Origin of the sequence: Gaetbulibacter sp. S0825 (assembly GCF_011777505.1) — a bacterium.
Classification (GTDB): Bacteria; Bacteroidota; Bacteroidia; order Flavobacteriales; family Flavobacteriaceae; genus Pontimicrobium.
In genome coordinates this window covers 1052544-1075467 of record NZ_JAATJT010000001.1, presented here as the reverse complement: position 1 = coordinate 1075467, position 22924 = coordinate 1052544, and the positions used below count along the sequence as shown (strand labels likewise).

Genomic DNA, 22924 nt, shown 5'->3' with positions numbered 1-22924 from the left:
TTTTAATCTGCTATGTTAGGATTCAACCATTTCTTTGCTTCTTCTGTAGAAATACCTCTACGTCTTGCATAATCCTTTACTTGGTCTTCGGTTATTTTTCCTAAGCCAAAATATCTCGCTTCAGGATTTCCAAAATAATACCCACTTACACTTGCCGCAGGCCACATGGCCAAACTATCTGTAAGTTCTACACCAATGTTTTCTTTTACATTTAACAGTTTCCAAATCGTCTGTTTTTCTAAATGGTCTGGACAAGCTGGATATCCTGGAGCAGGACGAATGCCTTTATAGGTTTCTTTAATTAACTCTTCATTAGTAAGCTCCTCATCTTGAGCATAACTCCAATAATTCGTTCTTACTTCTTTATGTAAAGATTCTGCGAAAGCTTCTGCTAAACGATCAGCCAATGCTTTTATCATTATGGCATTATAATCGTCATGATTTGCTTCAAACTCTTTAGCAAGTTTTTCAGTTCCAAAACCAGTCGACACACAAAATACGCCTATATAGTCTTGCTTCCCTGAATCTTTTGGCGCAATAAAATCTGATAAAGCTATGTTTGGCTTTCCTTCTGCTTTTCTGGATTGTTGACGAAGGGTTAGAAATGTAGATTCAACATTTCCAGATTTATCGTATAATTCTACATCATCATCATTAATTGTGTTGGCTGGAAACAATCCAAAAACAGCTTTAGCTTTAAGTAGCTTTTCATCAAAGATTCGTTTTAACAACTCTTGCGCATCTTTGAATAATTCTAACGCTTGATTTCCAACTACCTCATCTTTTAAAATTTGAGGATACTTACCGTGCAAATCCCAACTACGGAAAAACGGCGACCAATCAATATAATCTTCTAATAATGTAATGTCGAAATCTTCAAGAATTTGAATTCCTAATTGGTTTGGCTTCACTATTTCAGTTGAATTCCAATCGATTTTGAATTTATTTTTCCGCGCTTCTTCAATAGATAAATACTCTTTATTTCTTCCTCGTTTTAAGAATTGCTCACGGAACTTATCATATTCTTCCCTAATCTGTTCTTTATATATTTTATTATCCTTTTGAAGTAAATTTCCAACAACGGTTACAGCTCTCGAAGCATCATTAATATGTACTACAGTATCACTATAATTCGGAGCAATTCTAACAGAAGTATGAGCTCTTGAAGTGGTTGCACCTCCAATAATTAATGGAATATTTAGGTTTTTCTTTTCCATTTCTTTGGAAACATAGGCCATCTCATCAAGCGAAGGTGTGATTAATCCGCTTAAACCAATAATATCTACTTTCTCTTTGATTGCTGTTTCAATAATTTTTTCTGGTGGCACCATTACGCCTAAATCGACTATTTCATAGTTATTACATCCCAATACGACACTCACTATATTTTTGCCAATATCATGCACGTCGCCTTTTACAGTTGCCATTAAAATCTTACCAGAAAATTCTTGTTTGCCGTCTTTTTCAGCCTCAATAAATGGTTGCAAATAAGCTACGGCTTTTTTCATGACACGTGCTGATTTTACTACTTGAGGTAAGAACATTTTTCCGCTTCCGAACAAATCTCCTACGACATTCATTCCAATCATTAAATGACCTTCGATGACTTCAATCGGTTTCTCTGAAGCTAAACGTGCTTCTTCTACATCTTCAATGATAAAAGCATCAATTCCTTTTACTAATGCATGAGTAATCCTGTCTTGTAAAGCATCATTTCTCCACTCTAAAATTTGCTCTGCGGTTTCTTTCTTCTGACCTTTTACAGTTTCAGCAAAATCTAATAATCGTTCGGTCGCATCGTCACGTCTGTCAAACAATACATCTTCAACACATTGCAATAATTCTTTGTCAATTTCATCATAAACTTCCAACATTGTCGGATTGACAATTCCTAAATTCATGCCATTTTTTATAGCATGAAATAAGAATGAGGAATGCATTGCTTCACGAACTGTATTATTCCCTCTAAAAGAGAATGACACATTACTCACTCCTCCAGATACATTTGCATAAGGTAAGTTTTCTCGAATCCATCTTGTAGCATAAAAGAAATCTAAAGCATTTTTACGATGTTCTTCCATTCCTGTTGCTACTGGGAAAATATTAGGGTCGAAAATGATGTCTTGCGGCGAAAATTTGACAACATTAACCAAAATGTGATAAGAGCGTTCACAAACCTCTATCCTTCGTTCATAAGAATCTGCTTGTCCAACTTCATCAAAAGCCATTACAATGACAGCTGCTCCATAACGTTTTACTAATTTTGCTTGACGAATAAACTCGGCTTCACCTTCTTTTAAACTAATGGAATTTACCACACATTTTCCTTGAACTACTTTTAATCCTGCTTCAATGATTTCCCATTTCGAACTGTCAATCATTATTGGTATTCTAGCAATATCTGGTTCCGAGGCTATCAAATTCAAAAAAGTGGTCATAGCATATACACCATCAAGCATACCTTCGTCCATGTTGACATCCAGAATTTGTGCACCACCATCAACTTGATGCCTTGCTACCTCTAAAGCTTCGCTATATTTTTCTTCTTTAATTAATCGAAGAAATTTTCTTGAGCCAGTAACGTTAGTACGTTCGCCAACATTTATAAAGTTACTTTCGGGAGTTACTACAAGAGGTTCTAAACCAGATAATGTTAAGTATTTTGATATTACCCTACTCATACATTTAATACAATTTTTCGAGGTTTGTAAATTTTTGCTACTTCGGCAATAGCTTTTATGTGTGCTGGACTCGTTCCACAACAACCTCCTATAATATTTATTAGTCCATCTTGTAGATAGTCTTCAATAAATTGCTGCATTTGCTTTGGAGTTTGGTCATATTCACCAAAAGCATTTGGTAATCCAGCATTTGGATGTGCTGATGTAAAAAATTCTGTTTTGTTAGATAAACGCTGTAAATATGGCTTCAACTGTTCGGCTCCTAATGCACAATTAAAACCAACACTTAACAGTGGAATATGAGATATTGAAGTTAAAAATGCTTCAACCGTTTGCCCAGATAATGTTCTTCCAGAAGCATCTGTAATCGTTCCAGAAACCATTATTGGTATATCAATTTGTCGTTCTTCCTTAACCTCTTCAATCGCAAATAATGCAGCTTTGGCGTTAAGTGTATCAAAAATAGTCTCCACCAACACCACATCTACCCCTCCATCTATTAAGGCTTCGACTTGTTGCTTGTAAGAAATTCGTAACTCATCAAATGTTATGGCACGATATTCTGGCTTATTAACATCTGGAGATAAGCTCGCTGTTTTGTTTGTTGGCCCAATACTTCCAGCCACAAATCTTGGTTTGTCTGGATTTGCCTTCGTAAATTCCTCAGCTACTTGCTTTGCTATTTTAGCAGATTCAAAATTGAGTTCATACACCAAATCTTCCATGTTGTAATCTGCCATTGCGATGGTAGTTCCAGAGAAGGTGTTGGTTTCAACAATATCTGCTCCTGCTTCAAAATACTTTCTATGAACATCTGCAATCGCCTGTGGTTGCGTAATGGACAACAAGTCGTTATTTCCTTTTAATGACGAAGGATAGTCTTTGAAACGTTCGCCACGAAAATCTTGTTCTGTAAAATTATACTCCTGAAGCATGGTTCCCATGGCTCCATCGAGGACTAAAATTCGTTTTTGGATTTCTTTTTTTATATCACTCATTTTTTTAATGCCTGATTTAGATCTTTAATAATATCTTCTACATTCTCTAACCCAACAGATATGCGAACCAATCCGTCAGTAATACTTACTTCAAGTCTGTCTGTTTCACTCAGCTTACTATGCGTTGTAGAAGCTGGATGCGTCACAATAGTACGTGTATCTCCTAAGTTTGCAGATAGTGAACACATCTTAATCGTATTTAAAAAGTTACGCCCAGATTCAATACCTCCTTTTATTTCAAACGCCACAATACTGCCTCCTTGACTCATTTGCCTTTTTGCTACTTCGTACTGTGGGTGCGATTTTAGAAATGGATATTTAACCCAATTCACTTTATCGTGATTTTCAAGAAATTCGGCAACTTTTAAAGCGTTTTCACAATGTCTATCTACACGTACAGCTAAGGTTTCTAAACTTTTAGACAATGTCCATGCATTAAATGGTGATAATGCTGGTCCTGTATTTCGAGAAAATAAATAAATTTCTCTAATTAAACTAGCTTTCCCAACTGCTACTCCTCCTAATACTCGTCCTTGACCATCCATTAACTTAGTAGCTGAATGTATCACTACATCTGTTCCAAATTTAATAGGTTGCTGTAAATAAGGAGTTGCAAAACAATTATCAATTACTAAAACTAAGTTGTGCTTTTTAGCAATGTTTCCTAAAAGCTCCAAATCTAAAATATCTACTGCTGGGTTGGTTGGTGATTCAGCATATAGTATTTTAGTATTTGGAGTTATAAGACTTTCCAATGTATCAAGCTCATCAACTTTAAAATAGCTTGTAGTAATATTCCATTTTGGAAAATATTTGGTGAACAATGTATGTGTAGAACCAAATACAGATTGGGCAGATACGATGTGATCTCCACTTTCCAAAAGTGCTGCCAATGTTGAGTACACAGCTGACATTCCTGTAGCAAAAGCATATCCATCTTCGGCTCCCTCCATTTTACAAACTTTCTCTACAAACTCAGAATTATTAGGATTAGAAAACCTACTGTAAATGTTACGTTGCTTTTCTTCTGCAAAAGACGATCGCATATCTTCGGCATCTACAAACACAAAGCTGGAGGTTAAGTATAATGGACTTGTGTGTTCTAAAAATTGCGTACGCTCTAATTGCGTTCTTATTGCTTCTGTTTCTAGTTTATGATTGTCCATTTTATAATTTTATGTGATTCTAAAACAAGTTCAGAATGACGTTAACTCATTTAGTTATTGTTATCTACTAATCTTAAAATATCTCCAAATACACCTCGAGCTGTTACTTGAGCTCCTGCTCCTGCTCCCTGAATTACTAATGGTTGTTCTCCATAAGATTCTGTATATATTTCGAATATTGAATCTGAACCCTTTAGAGCTCCTAATGGTGAACTTTGAGGAACAGACACTAATTTAACATCTAACTTAGCTCCATTTTCATCTGCTAGATTACCATGCAAATCGCCAATATACCGTAGAACGTGATTGGGTGACTGGTTGTCCTTTAAAATCTGATATTCTTTATCCATTTTTCCAAAAGAATTTAAAAACTCTGAAGCATCAACAGTACGTAATGATTCCGGAATAAGGTTTTGAATTTTCACGTCTTCAATTTCGTTATGCAAGTCTAATTCGCGAGCTAAAATCAATAGTTTTCTGGCCACATCGTTTCCACATAAATCTTCTCTTGGATCTGGTTCGGTAAAGCCTTTGTTTACTGCCTCTTTAAGCACTTCGGAAAATAGCCTTTCTTCATTAGAAAAATTGTTAAACAAATAACTTAATGACCCTGAAAACACACCCCTTATTCGAGTAATATTTTCACCTGACAAGTGTAATAGCTTAATGGTATCGATAAGTGGTAAACCTGCGCCAACATTGGTTTCGTATAAATAACGTTTTTGATGTTTTACTAAGTGTTCTCTAAGTTTATGATAAAACCCTAACTCAATAGTATTTGCTATTTTATTGGAAGACACTAAGTCGAATCCATGATCTACTAACTTAGTGTATTGTTGTACGAATTCTATACAAGATGTATTGTCGACAGCTATTAAATTTTCTAAATGATTTTCATTAGCGTAAGCAATTATATCTTCTATTGTGTAATTTTTTTCTTGTGATTCTAAGTTTTGCTTCCAGTTACTATTTACACCTCTAGAATTGAGCAACACACTTTTGGAGTTAGCTATTGCAAAAATATTAAGTTTAACACCTTTACGTTTTTCTATGTCATTTGCTGAAGATATTATTTGATTAATTAATGTACCACCTACCAATCCATGACCAAAAATGGCTAGATTTATTTTTTTAGAAATACCAAAGATTTCACCATGAATAACATTTAAAGCTTTATGTAATTTGTTATTCTTAACTACTAAACTTACATTCTTACCAGTAACCGTGTTGTTAAATAGTAATGGTACAACTTGGTTTTTTATTAATGCATTAAATGGTTTATGAAATGTACTTAAGTCCTGACCAATTATTGATATCACAGAAACATTGTCTATAATTTCAATCTTATTTACATCTTTTGAATAGAAGTCGTTTTCGAACTCTCTTTCTAAAGCAATAACTGCTTCTGAAGCTTTGTTAGCATCTATTACCAAGCCTATACCTCTTTCGGAAGAACCTTGAGAAATGATACTGACACTAATATTATGATAACTCAAGGCTCTAAAAATTCTAGCATCAACTCCAGCTTTCCCTAATAAACCACGACCTTCTAAGTTTATTAAAGCTACATTATCGATAATAGAAAGTGATTTAATCCCTTTAGAATTTGTTCTGGAAGTAATTAATGTCCCTTTATCATCTGGGTTAAACGTGTTTAAAATTCTAAGAGAAATATTCTTTTCTATTAAAGGAATTATAGTTTTAGCATGCAAAATCGTTGCCCCAAAATTGGCTAATTCGTTTGCTTCACTAAATGTTAACTCGTCTATTTTCTTTGCATCAGAAACTAAATCTGGGTTTGCTGTATAAATGCCATTTACATGCGTATAGTTTTGTAACTCTTCTGCATCTAAATAGTTTGCTAATAATGATGCTGTATAGTTACTACCGTTTCTACCCAAGGTAGTTGTTTCGTTTTTTATATTAGAAGCTATAAAGCCAGTAACAATGTTTACGGTGTTTCCATTATATTTTTCAAAATGTTTTAAAACATTTTCTTTCGACAGTTTCATTAGTGGCTGAGCTTCACCAAAATTTTCATCGGTTTTAATAAGTGTTCTTGCATCAGTGGCCTTGGCGTTAATACCTCGCTCTTTTAATAAGGTTTCCAATAATTTAATTGATAAAAGTTCTCCTTGTGCTAAAAGCTCATCTCTTGTTTTGTTACTATAATCTTTTAATAATGTAACACCTTCTAACAATTTATCTAAAATTGAAAATTCTTTCGAAAAGTTTATGTTAGTGGCGATGCTAGATTGGTATTCTTTAAAAGCTTCTAACTGTTCTTTATAGGTTTGATTTTTAACAGCCTTATTTAGAATTGCCTCAAGCTCATTGGTTGCGTTTCCTCTTGCAGATACAACTACTGCTATATGCTCCCCTTGTTTTACTTTATTTTCAATTATGGATACAACCTTTTCTAAACCTTTTCCATTTGCCAAAGATTTTCCTCCAAACTTTAATACTTTCATTCGTTTTTCTTTTGAATCTGGTTTAAAGATTCCTTTAATTATTTTTTCTAACTGTTTATACTCAATTAAAAAGGCATCATGTCCGTGTACCGAATTAATTTCGTTGTAAGTGACATTAGGATGCGTTAAAGCCAACTGTTTATGTGTGTCTCTATTCTCTTCAGCAGTAAAAAACATATCAGAATCAACACCTATAATGTGAATTTTAGCTTTGATAGTGTCCAATACTTTAAAATTATCTTCTCTACCTTTTGTAACATCTATGGTTTTTAACAATTGATTCATCAATTTGTAAGCAGAGAGTTGGAATCGCTCTTGCAATTTATTTCCATGATGTAGCAACCAACTTTCTACATTAAAAATTTCCAATGTTTCATTTTTAGAACGTTGGAATCGTTCTTTAAATGATTCTGGCGTCCTGTAGCATAACATAGCGTGCATCCTAGCATCATGAACCGGATTAGTTGAGTTTAATAAAAATTGTTCTTGAATCTGACAGTTTGCAATTAGCCAATCTGTAGATTTCCAATCGGTTGCAACTGGAATTAAATGTTCAGTTATTTTTGGATTAAGAACTGCTATTTCCCAAGCAATTCCACCTCCTAATGAACCTCCTATAATTGCAAAAAGCTTATCTACTTTTAAAAGCTTTAACCCTTTTAAAAAAATATCTGCAATATCTCTAGCTACAAAGTCTTTATAACTATCTATAACAAAACCGTCGTAACCATTTCCTGGTATGTTGAAAGATAAAACAGAGTACGTATTTGTATCTATAGCTTTTTCTTCACCAATTAAATCTTTCCACCAACCATTTTTACCTGCAACATTACTATTACCTGTTAAAGCATGATTTACTAATACTACAGGCGCACTCCCTAGTGGTTTCCCAAATACCTCGTAAGAAAGTTTTATATCACTTTTATAACTTGTACTTGTAATATAGTTTGTTATTTCCAAAATTTTTAATGCACTCATTGGTCTAGATTAATGTTAAAAAAAGAACAGGCACACTCAATAAATAAGCATACCTGTTCAAGAGAACTAAACTAAAATTTTGGATGGTTCTTTTATAAGTTTAAAAGCTTCTTTTAAGTCGGCCTTTAAATCTTCAATGTTTTCAATTCCAACTGACAGCCTAATGAGGTCTTTAGTAACACCTGTAGCTTCTTGAGCTTCGTCATTTAACTGCTGGTGTGTTGTACTTGCTGGGTGAATTATTAAAGATTTAGTATCACCAATGTTTGCTAATAAAGAAAATAGTTCAGTCTTATCTGCAATTGTTTTAGCTGCCTCATAACCACCATGAACTCCAAAGGTTACAATACCACTTTGTCCATTTGGCAAATACTTTCTTGTTAAATCTTTATACTTACTAGTTTCTAAACCAGGATAGTTTACCCAATTAACTTCTGGTTGTTCCTGTAACCATTTGGCAAGATTTAAAGCATTACTACTATGCTTTTTTATACGCAACTCTAGAGTTTCTAATCCTTGAATAATTTGAAAGGCATTAAAAGGACTTAATGCACCTCCATAATCACGAAGTCCTTCAATTCTAACCTTAGCAATAAAAGCAGCAGCCTCTAAAGCTTCGCTATAGACTAAACCATGATATCCAGCTGATGGCTCTGTAAATTCAGGAAACTTACCATTGCTCCAATCGAAGGTCCCAGCATCTATAATAACACCTCCAAGCGCTGTTCCGTTTCCATTAATATACTTAGTCAACGAATGTATAACGATGTTTGCACCAAACTCAATAGGATTTAATAAATAAGGTGTTGCTACTGTATTATCAACAATTAATGGCACTTTATATGCTTTTGCCTCTTTAGAAATAGCCTCAATATCAAGTACATCTAATTTTGGGTTTCCAAGAGACTCAATAAAAAATGCTCTAGTACTCTCCTGAGCTGCTTTATTAAAGTTTTCAGGATTAGAAGGGTCTACAAATGTGGTTGTAATACCATGTCTTGGCAAAGTGACACTTAACAAATTGTATGTTCCACCATACAAACTGTTTGAAGCTACAATATGGTCACCTGCTTTTAAAAGCGTTAGCAACGATGTAGCAATTGCAGATGTTCCCGAAGCAGTTACAACTGCTGCAATTCCACCTTCTAAAGCTGCCAAACGTTGCTCTAAAATGTCGTTTGTTGGGTTGTTAATACGTGTGTAAATGTTTCCTGGTTCTGCTAAAGCAAATAAATTTGCTGCGTGATCAGAATCATTAAAAACATAAGCTGTTGATTGATAAATTGGAACTGCTCTTGTTCCAGCATTTTGACTAACGTCATGTCCTGCGTGCAACGCTTTGGTTGCAAATTTTTGAGTACTCATTTTTCTAGTTTTTTGAGTTAATAAATAATTAAACCAAAAGTCAAATAAGCTTCGTTAGAAGCATACTTAATAGAAAAATGTTATAAGAAAATTACGAGATTACAGATGAGTAATTACGTTTGAGTTATCTATCCGAATCACGATAAATGAATCGTTTTTCAGGTAGAATTTAGCACCTTCTTTATTGCTAAAGGGTTGCTAAGGCTTCGCAGGGTCTAATCCCTCCACCTTTCTTGATAACATTTCAGTAAGTTTTTGAACTTTGTGAGCGCAAATATTCAGAAAGAAATACTTAATAACCAAATATTTTTCGGCTTATTTTATTTTTTTAGATTTTTTAATTGAAATTTTTCTCTAATTATCACATCAACCGATTTATTTTCTATTTTACTTTCTAGCCACGAAATAACATCTAGATATAAAAATGCGCGACTTTCATATGGATGGTCTTCATAAGTTTTTAATTTTTTATGAAGATTAATAAACTCTCTTCGCAGTTGATTTGGATAAATATCTCCTAAATTTCTTAAGAATTTAATCATTTCTTTTTGCACTTCGTACAAATCTTCCATTCTTATAAGGAATTTATAGGTGCTTCTAATAAGTGCATCTAAATTATAGTCCAATCCAGCTTCATAATGTGCAACAAGATTTAAAACTCTTGAAAAGCATAATAAATCTTCTCGCATGGAAAGTGATTTATTGGAAATGATTTTATCTAAAAATTCTATGCATTTTTTATTCTCACCAATACCAAAATATAAACTTGCAATTTTGTAATAAAACACCATTATGTGATGCTCATCTATTCTACTTTTGTGCTCCTTAATACCCACCAAAACTTCATCCACTAAAGGCAAACCTTCCTTGAAAGCACCTTCCATAAAATGTAAATTGAACTTATTTGAATAAACATATAAAAACGTTAAGCTTTCTACATTATCATTCCTTGGAAACCATTTTTCTTGAGTAATTGTTTCTAATTTATTAAGTGCTAATTTGAATTTATCGTGATGCCTGATAAAAAACAATGCCTCTAACAGGTATTGATTCCCTCTTAGAAAAAAAACTGGATTAAGCTTCATCATATCAGGGTGTTCATAGAACAAATCCACCCATTTTCTCGAATATTTATAACAAGATAAAAAATCTTGCACTAAAAAACTATACCACAAATACGACTGATATAACCATAATTTTTCTCTAAAACCAAGCTCCTTAATATCGTATTTTGGTAATCTAGCATTAAAATATTTTGTTACTCGATTATACTCTTCATCGTTTTTTACATAACCTGTTTTAAGGAATAATCCATAAAGTTGCAATGATAAATTTGACAATTTACTGGCTAGAATATTTTGAGCATTTAACTGCTTAGCTTGAATTGTCAGTTCATCAGCACGATTACTTATACTACGAGTAATATATTGAGATTCAATAATTTTTTCAAGCTCTAAAATTTCATAGGCAATATTTTTCTCTTCATAATTAAGAGCCAATGTTTTGGCTTTATCAAGAATTTTTAAACTTTGCTTATACAATCCTTTATGATATAAAATAGTCGCAAAATCTAATTGTTCGCGAATTTGAACCCTAATATTTTGATGCAATGGATTAAGTCTTAAGCTAATTAAAATCTGCTTATAAAGGTGTGCCTTTAAGTTAGAAAGCTGTTGCTTTTTAACAATGCCCTTTTTAAGAATTATTTGCTCATCATACACAAGCATTTTGTCCAATATATTAAACAGCAACAAAAATTTTGAGTCTTCATTGACACCTAAACGACCAACATAAAGCTTAAACTGTCTTTTTTCAGATTTAGACAGTGACTTCACCAATACAAATAGATTATCTTTTTGATCTTTAGTCATAGTGTGATTTAATCATTTAATTTGCTGTTTTTCAATATATTAAATATTACATTATATGCTTTGACATCGTAATTAAATGATAGCCAAATGGCACTTTGAATAATCCAAAATATAAATTCGTAGTACAATACGAAAATATATTAAAAGAAATGTCGAATTCTCAAGTACAAATTTTTGATACAACCCTCAGAGATGGCGAACAAGTTCCTGGCTGCAAATTAAATACTGAACAAAAGGTAGTCATTGCCGAACAGCTAGACTCTTTAGGTGTTGATATTATAGAAGCTGGTTTTCCAGTATCAAGTCCAGGTGACTTCAAATCGGTTGAAGAAATTTCAAAAACTGTAAAAAACGCAACAGTTTGTGGTTTAACTCGTTCAGTTGAAAATGATATTAAAGTCGCAGCTGAAGCTTTGAAATATGCTAAAAAACCAAGAATACATACTGGAATAGGTACTTCTGATTCACATATCATTCACAAATTTAAGACCAATCGTGAAGACATTATAGAGCGTGCTTATGCAGCTGTAAGTTATGCAAAATCGTTTGTTGAAGATGTCGAGTTTTATGCTGAAGATGCAGGACGTACAGATAACGATTATTTAGCTCGCGTTTGTGAAGCAGCCATAAAAGCAGGCGCAACAGTGTTGAATATTCCTGACACCACTGGTTACTGTTTACCACATGAGTATGGTGCAAAAATAAAGTACTTAAAAGAAAATGTAAAAGGCATTGAAAAGGCCATTTTATCTTGTCATTGTCATAACGATTTAGGTTTAGCTACAGCGAATTCTATTGAAGGTGTCATCAATGGTGCTCGTCAAATTGAATGTACCATTAATGGTATTGGAGAACGTGCAGGGAACACCGCATTAGAAGAAGTTGTAATGATTTTAAAGCAACATCCATACTTAAATTTGGACACCAATATCCAAACTGAAATGCTATATGGCATTAGCCAATTAGTATCAGATAGTATGGGAATTTATACGCAGCCAAATAAAGCCATTGTAGGTGCCAATGCATTTGCACATAGTTCTGGAATACATCAAGATGGTGTGATTAAAAATCGTGAGACGTACGAAATCATAGACCCAAAAGAAGTTGGTGTAACAGAATCTGCAATTGTATTGACTGCAAGAAGTGGTCGTGCAGCTTTAGCCTACAGAGCGAAAAATGTTGGTTATGAATTAACCAAGTTACAATTGGATGAAGTATATGCAAATTTCTTAACATTTGCAGACAAAAAGAAAGAAATCAACGATAACGATATTCATCAAATTATTGAAACCAGTAAAGTTTATCAACAAATAATTTCAGCTTAATGGGAAAAACCTTATTCGATAAAGTTTGGGATACACACGTCGTCGATTCAGTCCAAAATGGACCTCAAATTTTATATATAGATAAACATTTAATACACGAAGTAACAAGTCCACAAGCGTTTAATGAATTAGAAGCTCGCGGAATCCCAGTTTATCGGCCAAATCAAATTGTGGCTACTGCAGACCATAACACACCAACCTTAAATCAAGATTTACCAATTAAGGATGAATTGTCTAGAAAACAGTTAGAACAACTTTCTGCAAACTGTGCTAAAAACAATATTACACTTTACGAACTTGGTCACAAGTATAATGGTATTGTTCATGTTATGGCTCCTGAACTAGGCATCACACAACCAGGAATGACAATGGTATGTGGTGATAGTCACACCTCAACACATGGCGCGTTTGGCACTATTGCCTTTGGTATTGGCACCAGTCAGGTTGCTCAGGTTTTTGCTAGTCAATGCTTATTACTTACAAAACCAAAAAGCCTAAGAGTAACTGTTAATGGTAAGCTTAAAAATGGCGTATTACCTAAGGATGTAATTTTATATATCATTTCAAAATTAGGTACTAATTCAGGCACAGGATACTTTTGCGAATATGCTGGCGATGTCTTTGAAAACATGAGTATGGAAGGCCGTATGACTGTTTGCAATATGAGTATTGAAATGGGAGCACGTGGTGGTATGATTGCTCCAGATGAAACTACTTTTGAGTATGTAAAAGGTCGAGAATTTGCACCGAAAGGTGAAACATTTGACAAAAAAGTATCCTATTGGAAAACATTACCAACTGATGATGATGCTGTTTTTGATAAAGAATACTATTTTGATGCTGAAGACATAGAACCAATGGTGACTTATGGAACCAATCCTGGAATGGGTATTAAAATCTCTGAATCAATTCCAGTTGATGATAATGCATCCTTTAAAAAATCATTGGAATACATGAATTTTGAAGCTGGTGAATCACTAATTAATAAACCAATAAATTTTGTGTTTATTGGTAGCTGTACCAATTCTAGAATAGAAGATTTTAGAGTGGCTGCTAATTTTATTAAAGGAAAACAAAAAGCAGATAATGTAACTGCTTGGTTAGTTCCTGGAAGCAAACAAGTAGAAGCTGAAATTATAAATGAAGGTCTTAAAGATATATTTGAAAATGCTGGATTTGAATTACGACAACCTGGTTGTTCTGCATGTTTAGCGATGAACGATGATAAAATCCCTCAAGGCGAATATTGCGTTTCAACATCCAATAGGAATTTTGAAGGGAGACAAGGACAAGGTTCACGAACTATATTAGCAAGTCCATTGGTAGCAGCAGCAACAGCAGTTGCTGGGAAAATAGTAGACGTTACAAAAGACATTGAAACTTTAGAACTAGCTTAACATGGAAAAATTTACAACACTTACGTCTAGAGCTATTCCATTAGCCATTGAAAATGTCGATACAGATCAAATAATTCCTGCTCGCTTTTTAAAGGCCACAGATAAGCAAGGATTTGGAGGTAATGTCTTTAGAGATTGGCGATTTGATAAACACGGAAATATCAACGAGGATTTTAGTTTAAACAATCCAACATATTCTGGAAGCATTTTAGTTGCTGGAGATAATTTTGGCTGTGGTTCAAGTCGTGAGCACGCAGCTTGGGCTTTAGTTGGTTATGGTTTTAAAGTTATTGTATCGAGTTTTTTTGCAGACATCTTTAAAGGCAATGCCTTAAATAATGGTTTACTTCCAGTTCAGGTGTCTGAAGTTTTTTTGAAATCACTTTTGCAAACTGTGGAAGCACACCCTGAAACAAACCTTGAAGTCAACTTAGAGAATCAAACAATTTCTATTTCAAATTCTGAGGTATCAGAATCATTTGATATAGATCCTTATAAAAAAACATGCATGATAAATGGTTATGATGATATTGACTATTTATTGAGCAAAAAAGAACAAATTGAAGCTTTTGAAGCTGAAAAAACATATTAAAAGAAATCGATGAAACTTAATATTGCAGTTTTACCAGGAGATGGTATTGGACCAGAAGTCACCAATCAGGCCATAAAAGCGTTGAAAGCCATCGCTATGGAATTTGACCATACATTTACATTTACCTACGCTCCAGTTGGTGCTATTGCCATTGACCAAACTGGGAATCCATTACCTGAGAAAACATTAGATGTATGTGAAACTACTGATGCTATTTTATTTGGAGCTATTGGTGACCCAAAATATGATAACGATCCTTCGGCAAAAGTACGCCCAGAACAAGGCTTATTGCGTTTACGTAAGTCATTAGGACTTTATGCAAACATTCGCCCTGTAAAAGCCTATGATACGCTTATTGACAAATCACCTTTGAAAAAACATATCATTAAAGGCACAGATATTAGTATATATCGTGAACTCACTGGAGGTATTTATTTTGGTAAAAAACACCTTAGTGATGATGGCAATGTTGCATCTGATTTATGTGAATATTCTCGTGAAGAGATTGAGCGTATTGCTCATTTAGCTTTTAAAGCTGCACAAGCTAGAAAACACAAAGTGACTTTAGTTGATAAAGCGAATGTATTGGAAAGTTCTCGTTTATGGCGTAAAGTGGTCACAGATGTGGCAGCAAACTACAAAGATGTTGAATTGGATTTCTTATTTGTAGACAATGCAGCCATGCAAATGATATTGAACCCAAAACAATTTGATGTGATTTTAACAGAGAACATGTTTGGCGATATTATTAGTGACGAAGCTAGCGTTATTGGTGGTTCAATAGGTTTATTGGCTTCGGCGTCTGTAGGAGATAAATATGCGATGTTTGAACCTATTCATGGTTCGTATCCTCAAGCAACAGGAAAAGGTATTGCTAACCCAATTGCATCTATTTTGTCTGCAGCTATGTTGTTAGAGCATTTTAATTTACATACTGAAGCTGACCTTATAAAAACTGCTGTTGAAAAATCATTGAGATTACATATTACAATACCAGATTTAAACACCAAATATGATAACGTGACTACAGAAAAAGTAGGTGATTTTATCGAAGATTATATTTTACATCCTAACGATACAAACCTTAATTTTACGAACATACATTTAGGACAATCAACGATTATTTGATAGTAAATTGATGGTTAATTGAAATTAAATTTGATGGATTTTGAAAGCGAACTCTTAGGAGTACGTTTTTTATTTATTCATTAATACAATAAGGCACTTCTAAACCAAAAACTGAAACAAGTCTGGCTTGTTATTAAGGTAATCTCCATAAAAATTGTGAAGTTTCATTTTAGTGATTAATGGTTGTAAATCGCTCGGAGATTTTAATTCTAAACCAACTACAGCCACATCATTTTCACGGTTTACTTTTTTGGTGTACTCAAAATGTGTAATATCGTCATTTGGGCCTAAAATCTCTACAACAAATTCACGTAAAGCACCAGCGCGTTGTGGGAATTTAATTATAAAGTAGTGTTTTAAATTAGCGTGTAATAAAGCGCGTTCTTTTATTTCAGGTGTTCTAGTGATATCATTATTACTACCACTTACCAAACACACTACATTTTTTCCTACTAGCTCATCTTTATATAAATCTAAAGCTGCAATACTCAAAGCTCCTGCTGGTTCAACGACGATAGCATCTTTGTTGTACAACTCCAAAATGGTTTGGCATATTTTACCTTCTGGTACTGTGATGACAACATCTAAGTTTTGTTTGCAAATTTCAAAGGTTTTATCTCCTATACGACGTACAGCAGCACCATCTACAAAACGTTCAATATTTTTAAGCTCAACAATTCTATCTTTTTGAATAGCCACTGACATTGAAGGTGCTCCTTCTGGTTCAACACCAATAATTTTTGTGTCTGGAGATAACTCTTTGAACAGTGTAGATAAACCTGAGGCCAATCCTCCTCCTCCAACTGGAACAAACACATAATGAATTGGGTGCTGTGCTTGGTCAATTATTTCTAAACCAATTGTTGCTTGCCCTTCAATAACTTTTTTATCATTAAATGGATGAATAAAAGTTTTATTTAGGCGTTCGCATTCCAATTTTGAAGCTTCATAGGCATCATCAAATGTATCTCCAACCAAAACCACGTTTATAAAGTCACCACCAAACATTTTGACTTGCTCAATTTTTTGATTTGGTGTTGGTGCAGGCATATAAATTGTGCCATGTATTTTTAATAATTTACATGATAATGCAACACCTTGTGCATGATTTCCAGCACTTGCACATACAATCCCATTTTCAGCTTCAATATCTGTTAGCGAAGACATTTTATTATATGCACCTCTAATTTTATAGGAACGAACTTGCTGTAAATCTTCGCGCTTAAAAAACACATTACAATCAAATTGATTTGAGTAACGTTCATTCTTAGACAAAGGTGTTACTGAAACTACCTCCTTTAACTTTTCGGAGGCAGCTTCAACGTCTTTTAAACTTGGAAAATATGTTGTTGTCGTTTGCATATATTAGTTTAAGCTAGTACAGCTTCTTGGGCTTCAGTTTTAATCACTTTCATATCTGTCATTGCTGTACGAAGTACTTTTCCTGTAGCTTCAATGGGATGATTTCTAATCGCATCATTTACGGCAATCAATTCAGCATTATCAACTGCATTGGAAGACGCATACGATTTACCGATAACATCAGTGTCAACGGATTTCATAAAATCTACCAATAGTGGTTTACAAGCATGGTCAAATAAATAGCATCCATACTCAGCCGTATCAGAAATAATTCTGTTCATCTCGAATAACTTCTTTCTTGCAACAGTATTTGCAATTAATGGTAATTCGTGTAATGACTCATAATAAGCAGATTCTTCAATAATTCCTGAAGCAACCATAGTATCAAAAGCCAACTCTACTCCTGCTCTTACAAATGCAACCATTAATACACCATGGTCAAAATATTCTTGTTCTGAAATATGTTCAGCAGTTGCACTTGTTTTTTCAAAAGCTGTTTCTCCTGTTTCAGCTCTCCACTTTAACAAGTTCACATCGTCATTAGCCCAATCTTCCATCATGGTTTTTGAAAAATGTCCAGACATGATGTCGTCCATATGCTTTTCAAACAATGGCTTCATGATTGTTTTTAATTCTTCTGATAATTCAAAAGCTTTAATTTTTGCAGGATTAGACAATCTGTCCATCATATTGGTAATTCCACCATGTTTTAATGCTTCTGTAATTGTTTCCCAACCATATTGAATGAGTTTTGCCGCATAATTTGCATCAATCCCTTCTTCAACCATTTTATCAAAAGACAAAATAGACGCTGTTTGTAATACACCACATAAAATGGTTTGCTCACCCATTAAATCACTTTTTACCTCAGCAACAAAAGACGATTCTAACACGCCTGCTTTATGCCCTCCAGTTGCAGCAGCATATGCCTTAGCTTGAGCCCAACCTTTTCCTTCTGGGTCGTTTTCAGGGTGCACAGCAGTTAATGTTGGCACTCCAAAACCACGTAAGTATTCTTCACGAACTTCGGTTCCTGGACACTTTGGTGCTACCATGATTACCGTTAAATCTTTACGAATTTGTTTGCCTTCTTCCACGATATTAAATCCATGAGAATACGATAAGGTTGCACCTTTTTTCATCATTGGCATCACAGTATCCACAACATTAGAGTGTTGTTTATCTGGCGTTAAATTCAATACTAAATCTGCAGTTGGAATTAACTCTTCATAGGTACCAACATTAAATCCGTTGCTTGTGGCATTTTTGTAAGATTGACGTTGTTCTGCAATTGCTTGTTCACGTAATGCATAAGAAATATTCAATCCTGAATCTCTCATATTTAATCCTTGATTTAGACCTTGGGCTCCACATCCAACGATTACTATTCTCTTACCAATTAATGCAGAAACACCATCCTCAAATTCTGAAGATTCCATAAATCTGCATTTAGATAATTGTTCTAATTTTTGACTTAACGATAATGTGTTAAAATAATTTGTCATTTTTTTAATTTTATTAGTTTTCACTTCTTCTCGACTGCGCTCGAAGTGACAGCTCAACTTTAATTTTTAATTATTGAATGCGGCTAGCATTTCTGTTATTTTCATTTCATCTTTAGTCACTGCAATGCGCCCTGAACGAACAAATTGCATGATTCCGAAAGCACTTAATTCTCTATGTAATAATTCTATTTCGCTTCTTCGCCCTGATTTTTCAAGTACAAAAAACTCTTTATTTACAGTAACAATACGAGCATTACTTTCTTTAATAATATTCTGAATTTGACGTTCGTCAAACAGTAAATCAGACTTAATTTTAAACATACACGACTCTTGATAAATTGTTTCTTCGTCTGTATGATAATAGGCTTTAATTACTTCGACTTGCTTTTCGATTTGACCAATAATTTTTTTCATTTGGTCTTCGGTCATGTTCACCAAAATGGTCCAACGAGTCACGCCTTCAATTTCAGAAGCAGATGAATTAATACTTTCAATATTTATATGTCTTCGTTGAAAAATTGCTGAAATTCTATTCAGTAATCCTATGTTATTTTCAGTATAAACCGAAACCGTAAACTGTTTTATTTTTTTATCCATAATTACTCTAATCTAATATCTGAAACTGAAGCACCTGATGGCACCATTGGGAATACATTATCTTCTTTTTCTACACAAACTTCTAAGAAATAAGCATCTTTACTCTGCATCATTTCTTCTACTGCAGACGCTAGTTCTTCACGCTTAGTCACACGTTTAGCATCTACATAATATCCTTTAGCAATAGCTACAAAATCAGGGTTTGTCATTTCAGTCGACGCATAGCGTTTGTCAAAAAACAGTTGTTGCCACTGTCGAACCATTCCTAAGAAATCATTATTTAATACCACTATTTTCACAGGTACTTTGGTTTGAAAAATAGTTCCCAATTCCTGAATAGTCATTTGGTAACCACCATCACCAATAATAGCTACAACCTCTCTATCTGGAGCAGCCATTTTTGCTCCGATCGCAGCTGGTAAGGCAAATCCCATAGTTCCTAATCCTCCAGAAGTAATATTGCTTTTACTTTTATTGAATTCCGCATAACGACAAGCTATCATTTGGTGCTGACCAACATCAGACACAATTGCAGCTTCTCCTTTACTTTGTGTATTGATTTCATTCAATACTTCTCCCATAGTTAAACCTTCCTTTGTTGGGTGTAAATCATTTTTTATCACTTTGTTAAATTCAATAGTATATAAATCTTTGAATTTTTGAAGCCATTCGGTATGTGAGTTAGCATTTAATAGTGGTAATAACTTTGTTAGGCTCTCTTTAGAATTGCCTAAAACAGCCACGTCAGTTTTTACATTTTTATCTATTTCGGCTGGATCTATTTCAAAATGAATGACCTTGGCTTGTTTCGCATATTCATCTAACTTTCCAGTTACTCTATCATCGAATCGCATTCCTATGGCAATTAATACATCACATTCGTTAGTTAAAACATTTGGTGCATAGTTCCCATGCATACCAACCATTCCAATATTTAATGGATGTGATGTTGGAATTGCCGATACTCCCATAATTGTCCATGCAGAAGGTATTCCTGCTTTTTCAATCACTGCTTTTAATTCATCTTCCGCTTTTCCTAAAATCACACCTTGCCCCCAAACAATCATTGGTTTTTTGGCATTGTTTATTAAATCTGCTGCTGCTGCTAATTTAGAATCTTCAACTTTGGGAACAGGATTGTAACTTCTAATACCTTCGCATTTTTTATATTGAAAATCAAACTCTTCAAACTGAGCATCTTTGGTAATATCAATTAAAACTGGTCCTGGTCGTCCACTTTTTGCAATGTAAAATGCCTTAGCCATGACTTCAGGAATTTCAGAAGCTTTAGTGATTTGATGATTCCATTTTGTTACAGGCGTTGAAATACCAACAATATCAGTTTCCTGAAATGCGTCGCTTCCCAATAAATGCGATGGTACTTGACCTGTTATACATACAATTGGTGTAGAATCAATTTGTGCATCAGCAATACCTGTAATTAAATTTGTTGCTCCAGGACCTGATGTTGCCATGGCTACTCCAACTTTTCCAGAAATACGTGCATAACCTTGTGCCGAATGTGTTGCACCTTGTTCATGACGTGTTAACACATGATGAATTTTATCTTGATATTTATAAAGCTCATCGTAAACTGGCATAATGGCTCCTCCTGGATAACCATATAGTACATCTACTCCTTCAGCTAATAAGCATCTCACAATAGCTTCGCTTCCAGAAATACGTTCTTTTGGTTGCTCTAGGTATTGCTTTTGTTTTACCGTTAATGTTTCCATAATCATAATTTAAAATTCATCGGTTACACAACCTTTGGCTGCTGATGAAACTGTTCTTGCATATTTGTATAATACACCTCGTTCTACTTTTAATTTTGGTGCTTTCCATTGTTGTTTTCTTTGTTGAAGTTCTTGTTCTGAAACTTCAAGAGTAATACTATTGGTTTCGGCATCAATAGTAATTATATCACCATCTTTTACCAAAGCAATTGTTCCTCCTTCTTGCGCTTCAGGAGTGATATGTCCAACAACAAATCCATGAGTTCCTCCTGAGAAACGACCATCTGTAATTAAAGCCACGTCTTTTCCTAAACCTGCCCCCATAATAGCAGCAGTAGGTTTTAGCATTTCTGGCATTCCTGGACCTCCTTTTGGTCCTTCGTAACGAATCACAACGACATCTCCTTTTTGTACTTTGCCATCACGAATACCATCATTAGCATCGTATTCTCCTTCAAAAACTTTTGCAGTTCCACGATATTTCAATCCTTCTTTGCCTGTGATTTTAGCAACACTACCTTCTGGTGCTAAATTGCCATACAGCATTCTAAGATGTCCTGAAATTTTAATAGGATTTTCTATTGGCTTAATTACTTCTTGACCTACTGTTAAATCGTCAACATCTAATAAATTTTCAGCTAGCGTTTTTCCTGTTACAGTTAAGCAATCACCATGAAGTAACCCTTTTTTCAATAAGTATTTTAAAACCGCAGGAATACCTCCTACGGCATGAACATCTTCCATTAAATATTTTCCGCTAGGTTTTAAATCGGCAAGGAATGGTGTATTATCACTTATTTTTTGAAAATCCGCTAAAGTAAAGTCTATTTGTGCTGCTCTTGCTATTGCTAAAAAGTGTAAGACTGCGTTTGTAGAGCCTCCAAGAATAGTCACTAATCGAATAGCATTTTCAAGTGATTTTCTGGTAATAATATCTGAAGGCTTGATATCTTTTTCCAACAACAATCTCATCGCTTCGCCAGCCTTTACAGCTTCTTTTTCTTTTGCCTCTCCTCTCGCTGGATTTGAAGAATTAAAAGGTAATGCCATTCCTAATGCTTCAATGGCTGACGCCATAGTATTAGCTGTATACATTCCACCACAAGCACCAGCACCAGGAATCGCTTTTTTAACGATGCATTCAAATTCTTCTTGCTCCATGGTTCCAGCCACTTTACTTCCCCAAGCTTCAAAAGCAGAAACAACATCCAATTTTTTACCATTGTGACAACCTGAGTCTATAGTTCCACCATACACTAAAATGGAAGGCCTATTTAAACGAATCATTGCCATTAAGGCTCCAGGCATATTTTTGTCGCATCCAACTACAGTCACCAAACCATCATAACTCATAGCTTGCACTACTGTTTCCATAGAATCAGCAATAACATCTCTAGAAGGTAATGAGTAACGCATTCCTGGAGTTCCCATCGAAATTCCATCACTAACACCAATGGTGTTGAATATTAATCCCACTACATTTTCATTAAGTGTTCCTTGCTTCACCAATTTTGCTAAATCATTTAAGTGCATGTTACAAGGATTCCCTTCATAACCTGTACTTGCAATACCTACTAACGGTTTTTCAAAGTCTTCTCTTGTTAAACCAATACCATGTAACATAGCTTGCGCGGCAGGCTGTGTTGGGTCTTGAGTAACTGTTCTACTGTATTTATTTAATGCTTTCATTTTACGTTTTTGATGCTAAGCAAAGCTTAGAGATTTCGAAATTAGAGGTTTCCATCTTTTACT

The 22924-nt window shown here is 34.3% G+C and carries 15 protein-coding genes and 1 riboswitch; of the genes, 4 read left to right on the top strand and 11 right to left on the bottom strand.

Going from position 1 to position 22924, the window contains the following annotated elements; all coding sequences use genetic code 11:
• Nucleotides 1–2 precede the first annotated feature (2 nt).
• The 6 genes from metH to HB672_RS04845 form a co-directional block, all read right to left on the bottom strand.
• Nucleotides 3–2681, bottom strand: a complete 2679-nt coding sequence (metH, locus tag HB672_RS04870; RefSeq protein ID WP_167608637.1) for a methionine synthase — start codon at nucleotides 2679–2681, stop codon at nucleotides 3–5.
• The gene (locus HB672_RS04865; RefSeq protein WP_167608634.1) at nucleotides 2678–3679 is read right to left on the bottom strand and encodes a homocysteine S-methyltransferase family protein; all 1002 of its coding nucleotides are present in this window, start codon (nucleotides 3677–3679) and stop codon (nucleotides 2678–2680) included. The genes metH and HB672_RS04865 overlap by 4 nt, the downstream gene beginning before the upstream one ends.
• Nucleotides 3676–4845 carry an aminotransferase class I/II-fold pyridoxal phosphate-dependent enzyme gene (locus tag HB672_RS04860; protein WP_167608631.1) on the bottom strand — a complete coding sequence of 390 codons (1170 nt, stop codon included), beginning with the start codon at nucleotides 4843–4845 and terminating at the stop codon, nucleotides 3676–3678. The genes HB672_RS04865 and HB672_RS04860 overlap by 4 nt, the downstream gene beginning before the upstream one ends.
• 50 nt (nucleotides 4846–4895) lie before the next feature.
• On the bottom strand, nucleotides 4896–8294 hold the full coding sequence (gene thrA, locus HB672_RS04855; protein WP_167608628.1) for a bifunctional aspartate kinase/homoserine dehydrogenase I: 3399 nt from the start codon (nucleotides 8292–8294) through the stop codon (nucleotides 4896–4898).
• A 66-nt stretch (nucleotides 8295–8360) separates the two neighbouring features.
• Nucleotides 8361–9659 carry an O-acetylhomoserine aminocarboxypropyltransferase/cysteine synthase family protein gene (locus tag HB672_RS04850; protein ID WP_167608625.1) on the bottom strand — a complete coding sequence of 433 codons (1299 nt, stop codon included), beginning with the start codon at nucleotides 9657–9659 and terminating at the stop codon, nucleotides 8361–8363.
• A gap of 121 nt (nucleotides 9660–9780) precedes the next feature.
• Nucleotides 9781–9902: riboswitch (SAM riboswitch) on the bottom strand.
• Between the two features lie 77 nt (nucleotides 9903–9979).
• The gene (locus HB672_RS04845; protein WP_167608622.1) at nucleotides 9980–11530 is read right to left on the bottom strand and encodes a hypothetical protein; all 1551 of its coding nucleotides are present in this window, start codon (nucleotides 11528–11530) and stop codon (nucleotides 9980–9982) included.
• A gap of 149 nt (nucleotides 11531–11679) precedes the next feature.
• Here HB672_RS04845 and HB672_RS04840 point away from each other — a divergent pair, with 149 nt between their 5' ends.
• Genes HB672_RS04840 through leuB form a run of 4 tightly spaced genes read left to right on the top strand, consistent with a single transcriptional unit; the run spans nucleotide 11680 to nucleotide 15972 of the window.
• The gene (locus tag HB672_RS04840; protein ID WP_167610282.1) at nucleotides 11680–12855 is read left to right on the top strand and encodes a 2-isopropylmalate synthase; all 1176 of its coding nucleotides are present in this window, start codon (nucleotides 11680–11682) and stop codon (nucleotides 12853–12855) included.
• Nucleotides 12855–14252 carry a 3-isopropylmalate dehydratase large subunit gene (gene leuC, locus HB672_RS04835; RefSeq protein ID WP_167608618.1) on the top strand — a complete coding sequence of 466 codons (1398 nt, stop codon included), beginning with the start codon at nucleotides 12855–12857 and terminating at the stop codon, nucleotides 14250–14252. Before HB672_RS04840 ends, leuC begins: the two co-directional genes overlap by 1 nt.
• A gap of 1 nt (nucleotide 14253) precedes the next feature.
• Nucleotides 14254–14844, top strand: a complete 591-nt coding sequence (leuD, locus tag HB672_RS04830) for a 3-isopropylmalate dehydratase small subunit (RefSeq protein WP_167608615.1) — start codon at nucleotides 14254–14256, stop codon at nucleotides 14842–14844.
• Nucleotides 14845–14853: 9 nt separating this feature from the next.
• Nucleotides 14854–15972 (top strand): 3-isopropylmalate dehydrogenase, encoded by a 1119-nt coding sequence (gene leuB, locus HB672_RS04825; protein ID WP_167608612.1) that lies wholly within the window; start codon nucleotides 14854–14856, stop codon nucleotides 15970–15972.
• 99 nt (nucleotides 15973–16071) lie between these two features.
• Here leuB and ilvA read toward each other — a convergent pair whose 3' ends face one another.
• From ilvA to ilvD, 5 genes are all read right to left on the bottom strand, one after another.
• Nucleotides 16072–17334 (bottom strand): threonine ammonia-lyase IlvA, encoded by a 1263-nt coding sequence (gene ilvA / locus HB672_RS04820; RefSeq protein WP_167608609.1) that lies wholly within the window; start codon nucleotides 17332–17334, stop codon nucleotides 16072–16074.
• Nucleotides 17335–17342: 8 nt separating this feature from the next.
• Complete coding sequence (gene ilvC, locus HB672_RS04815; RefSeq protein ID WP_167608605.1) at nucleotides 17343–18839, bottom strand: ketol-acid reductoisomerase; 1497 nt, start codon at nucleotides 18837–18839, stop codon at nucleotides 17343–17345.
• Nucleotides 18840–18905: 66 nt separating this feature from the next.
• A complete protein-coding gene (gene ilvN, locus HB672_RS04810) occupies nucleotides 18906–19436 on the bottom strand; it encodes an acetolactate synthase small subunit (protein ID WP_167608602.1) in 531 nt (176 codons plus the stop codon).
• Nucleotides 19437–19438: 2 nt separating this feature from the next.
• Entirely contained in the window at nucleotides 19439–21172 is a 1734-nt protein-coding gene (ilvB, locus tag HB672_RS04805; RefSeq protein ID WP_167608598.1) for a biosynthetic-type acetolactate synthase large subunit, read from the bottom strand.
• Between the two features lie 9 nt (nucleotides 21173–21181).
• Nucleotides 21182–22861, bottom strand: coding sequence for a dihydroxy-acid dehydratase (gene ilvD / locus HB672_RS04800; RefSeq protein ID WP_167608594.1), 1680 nt, complete (start codon nucleotides 22859–22861; stop codon nucleotides 21182–21184).
• Between the last annotated feature and the right edge of the window lie 63 nt (nucleotides 22862–22924).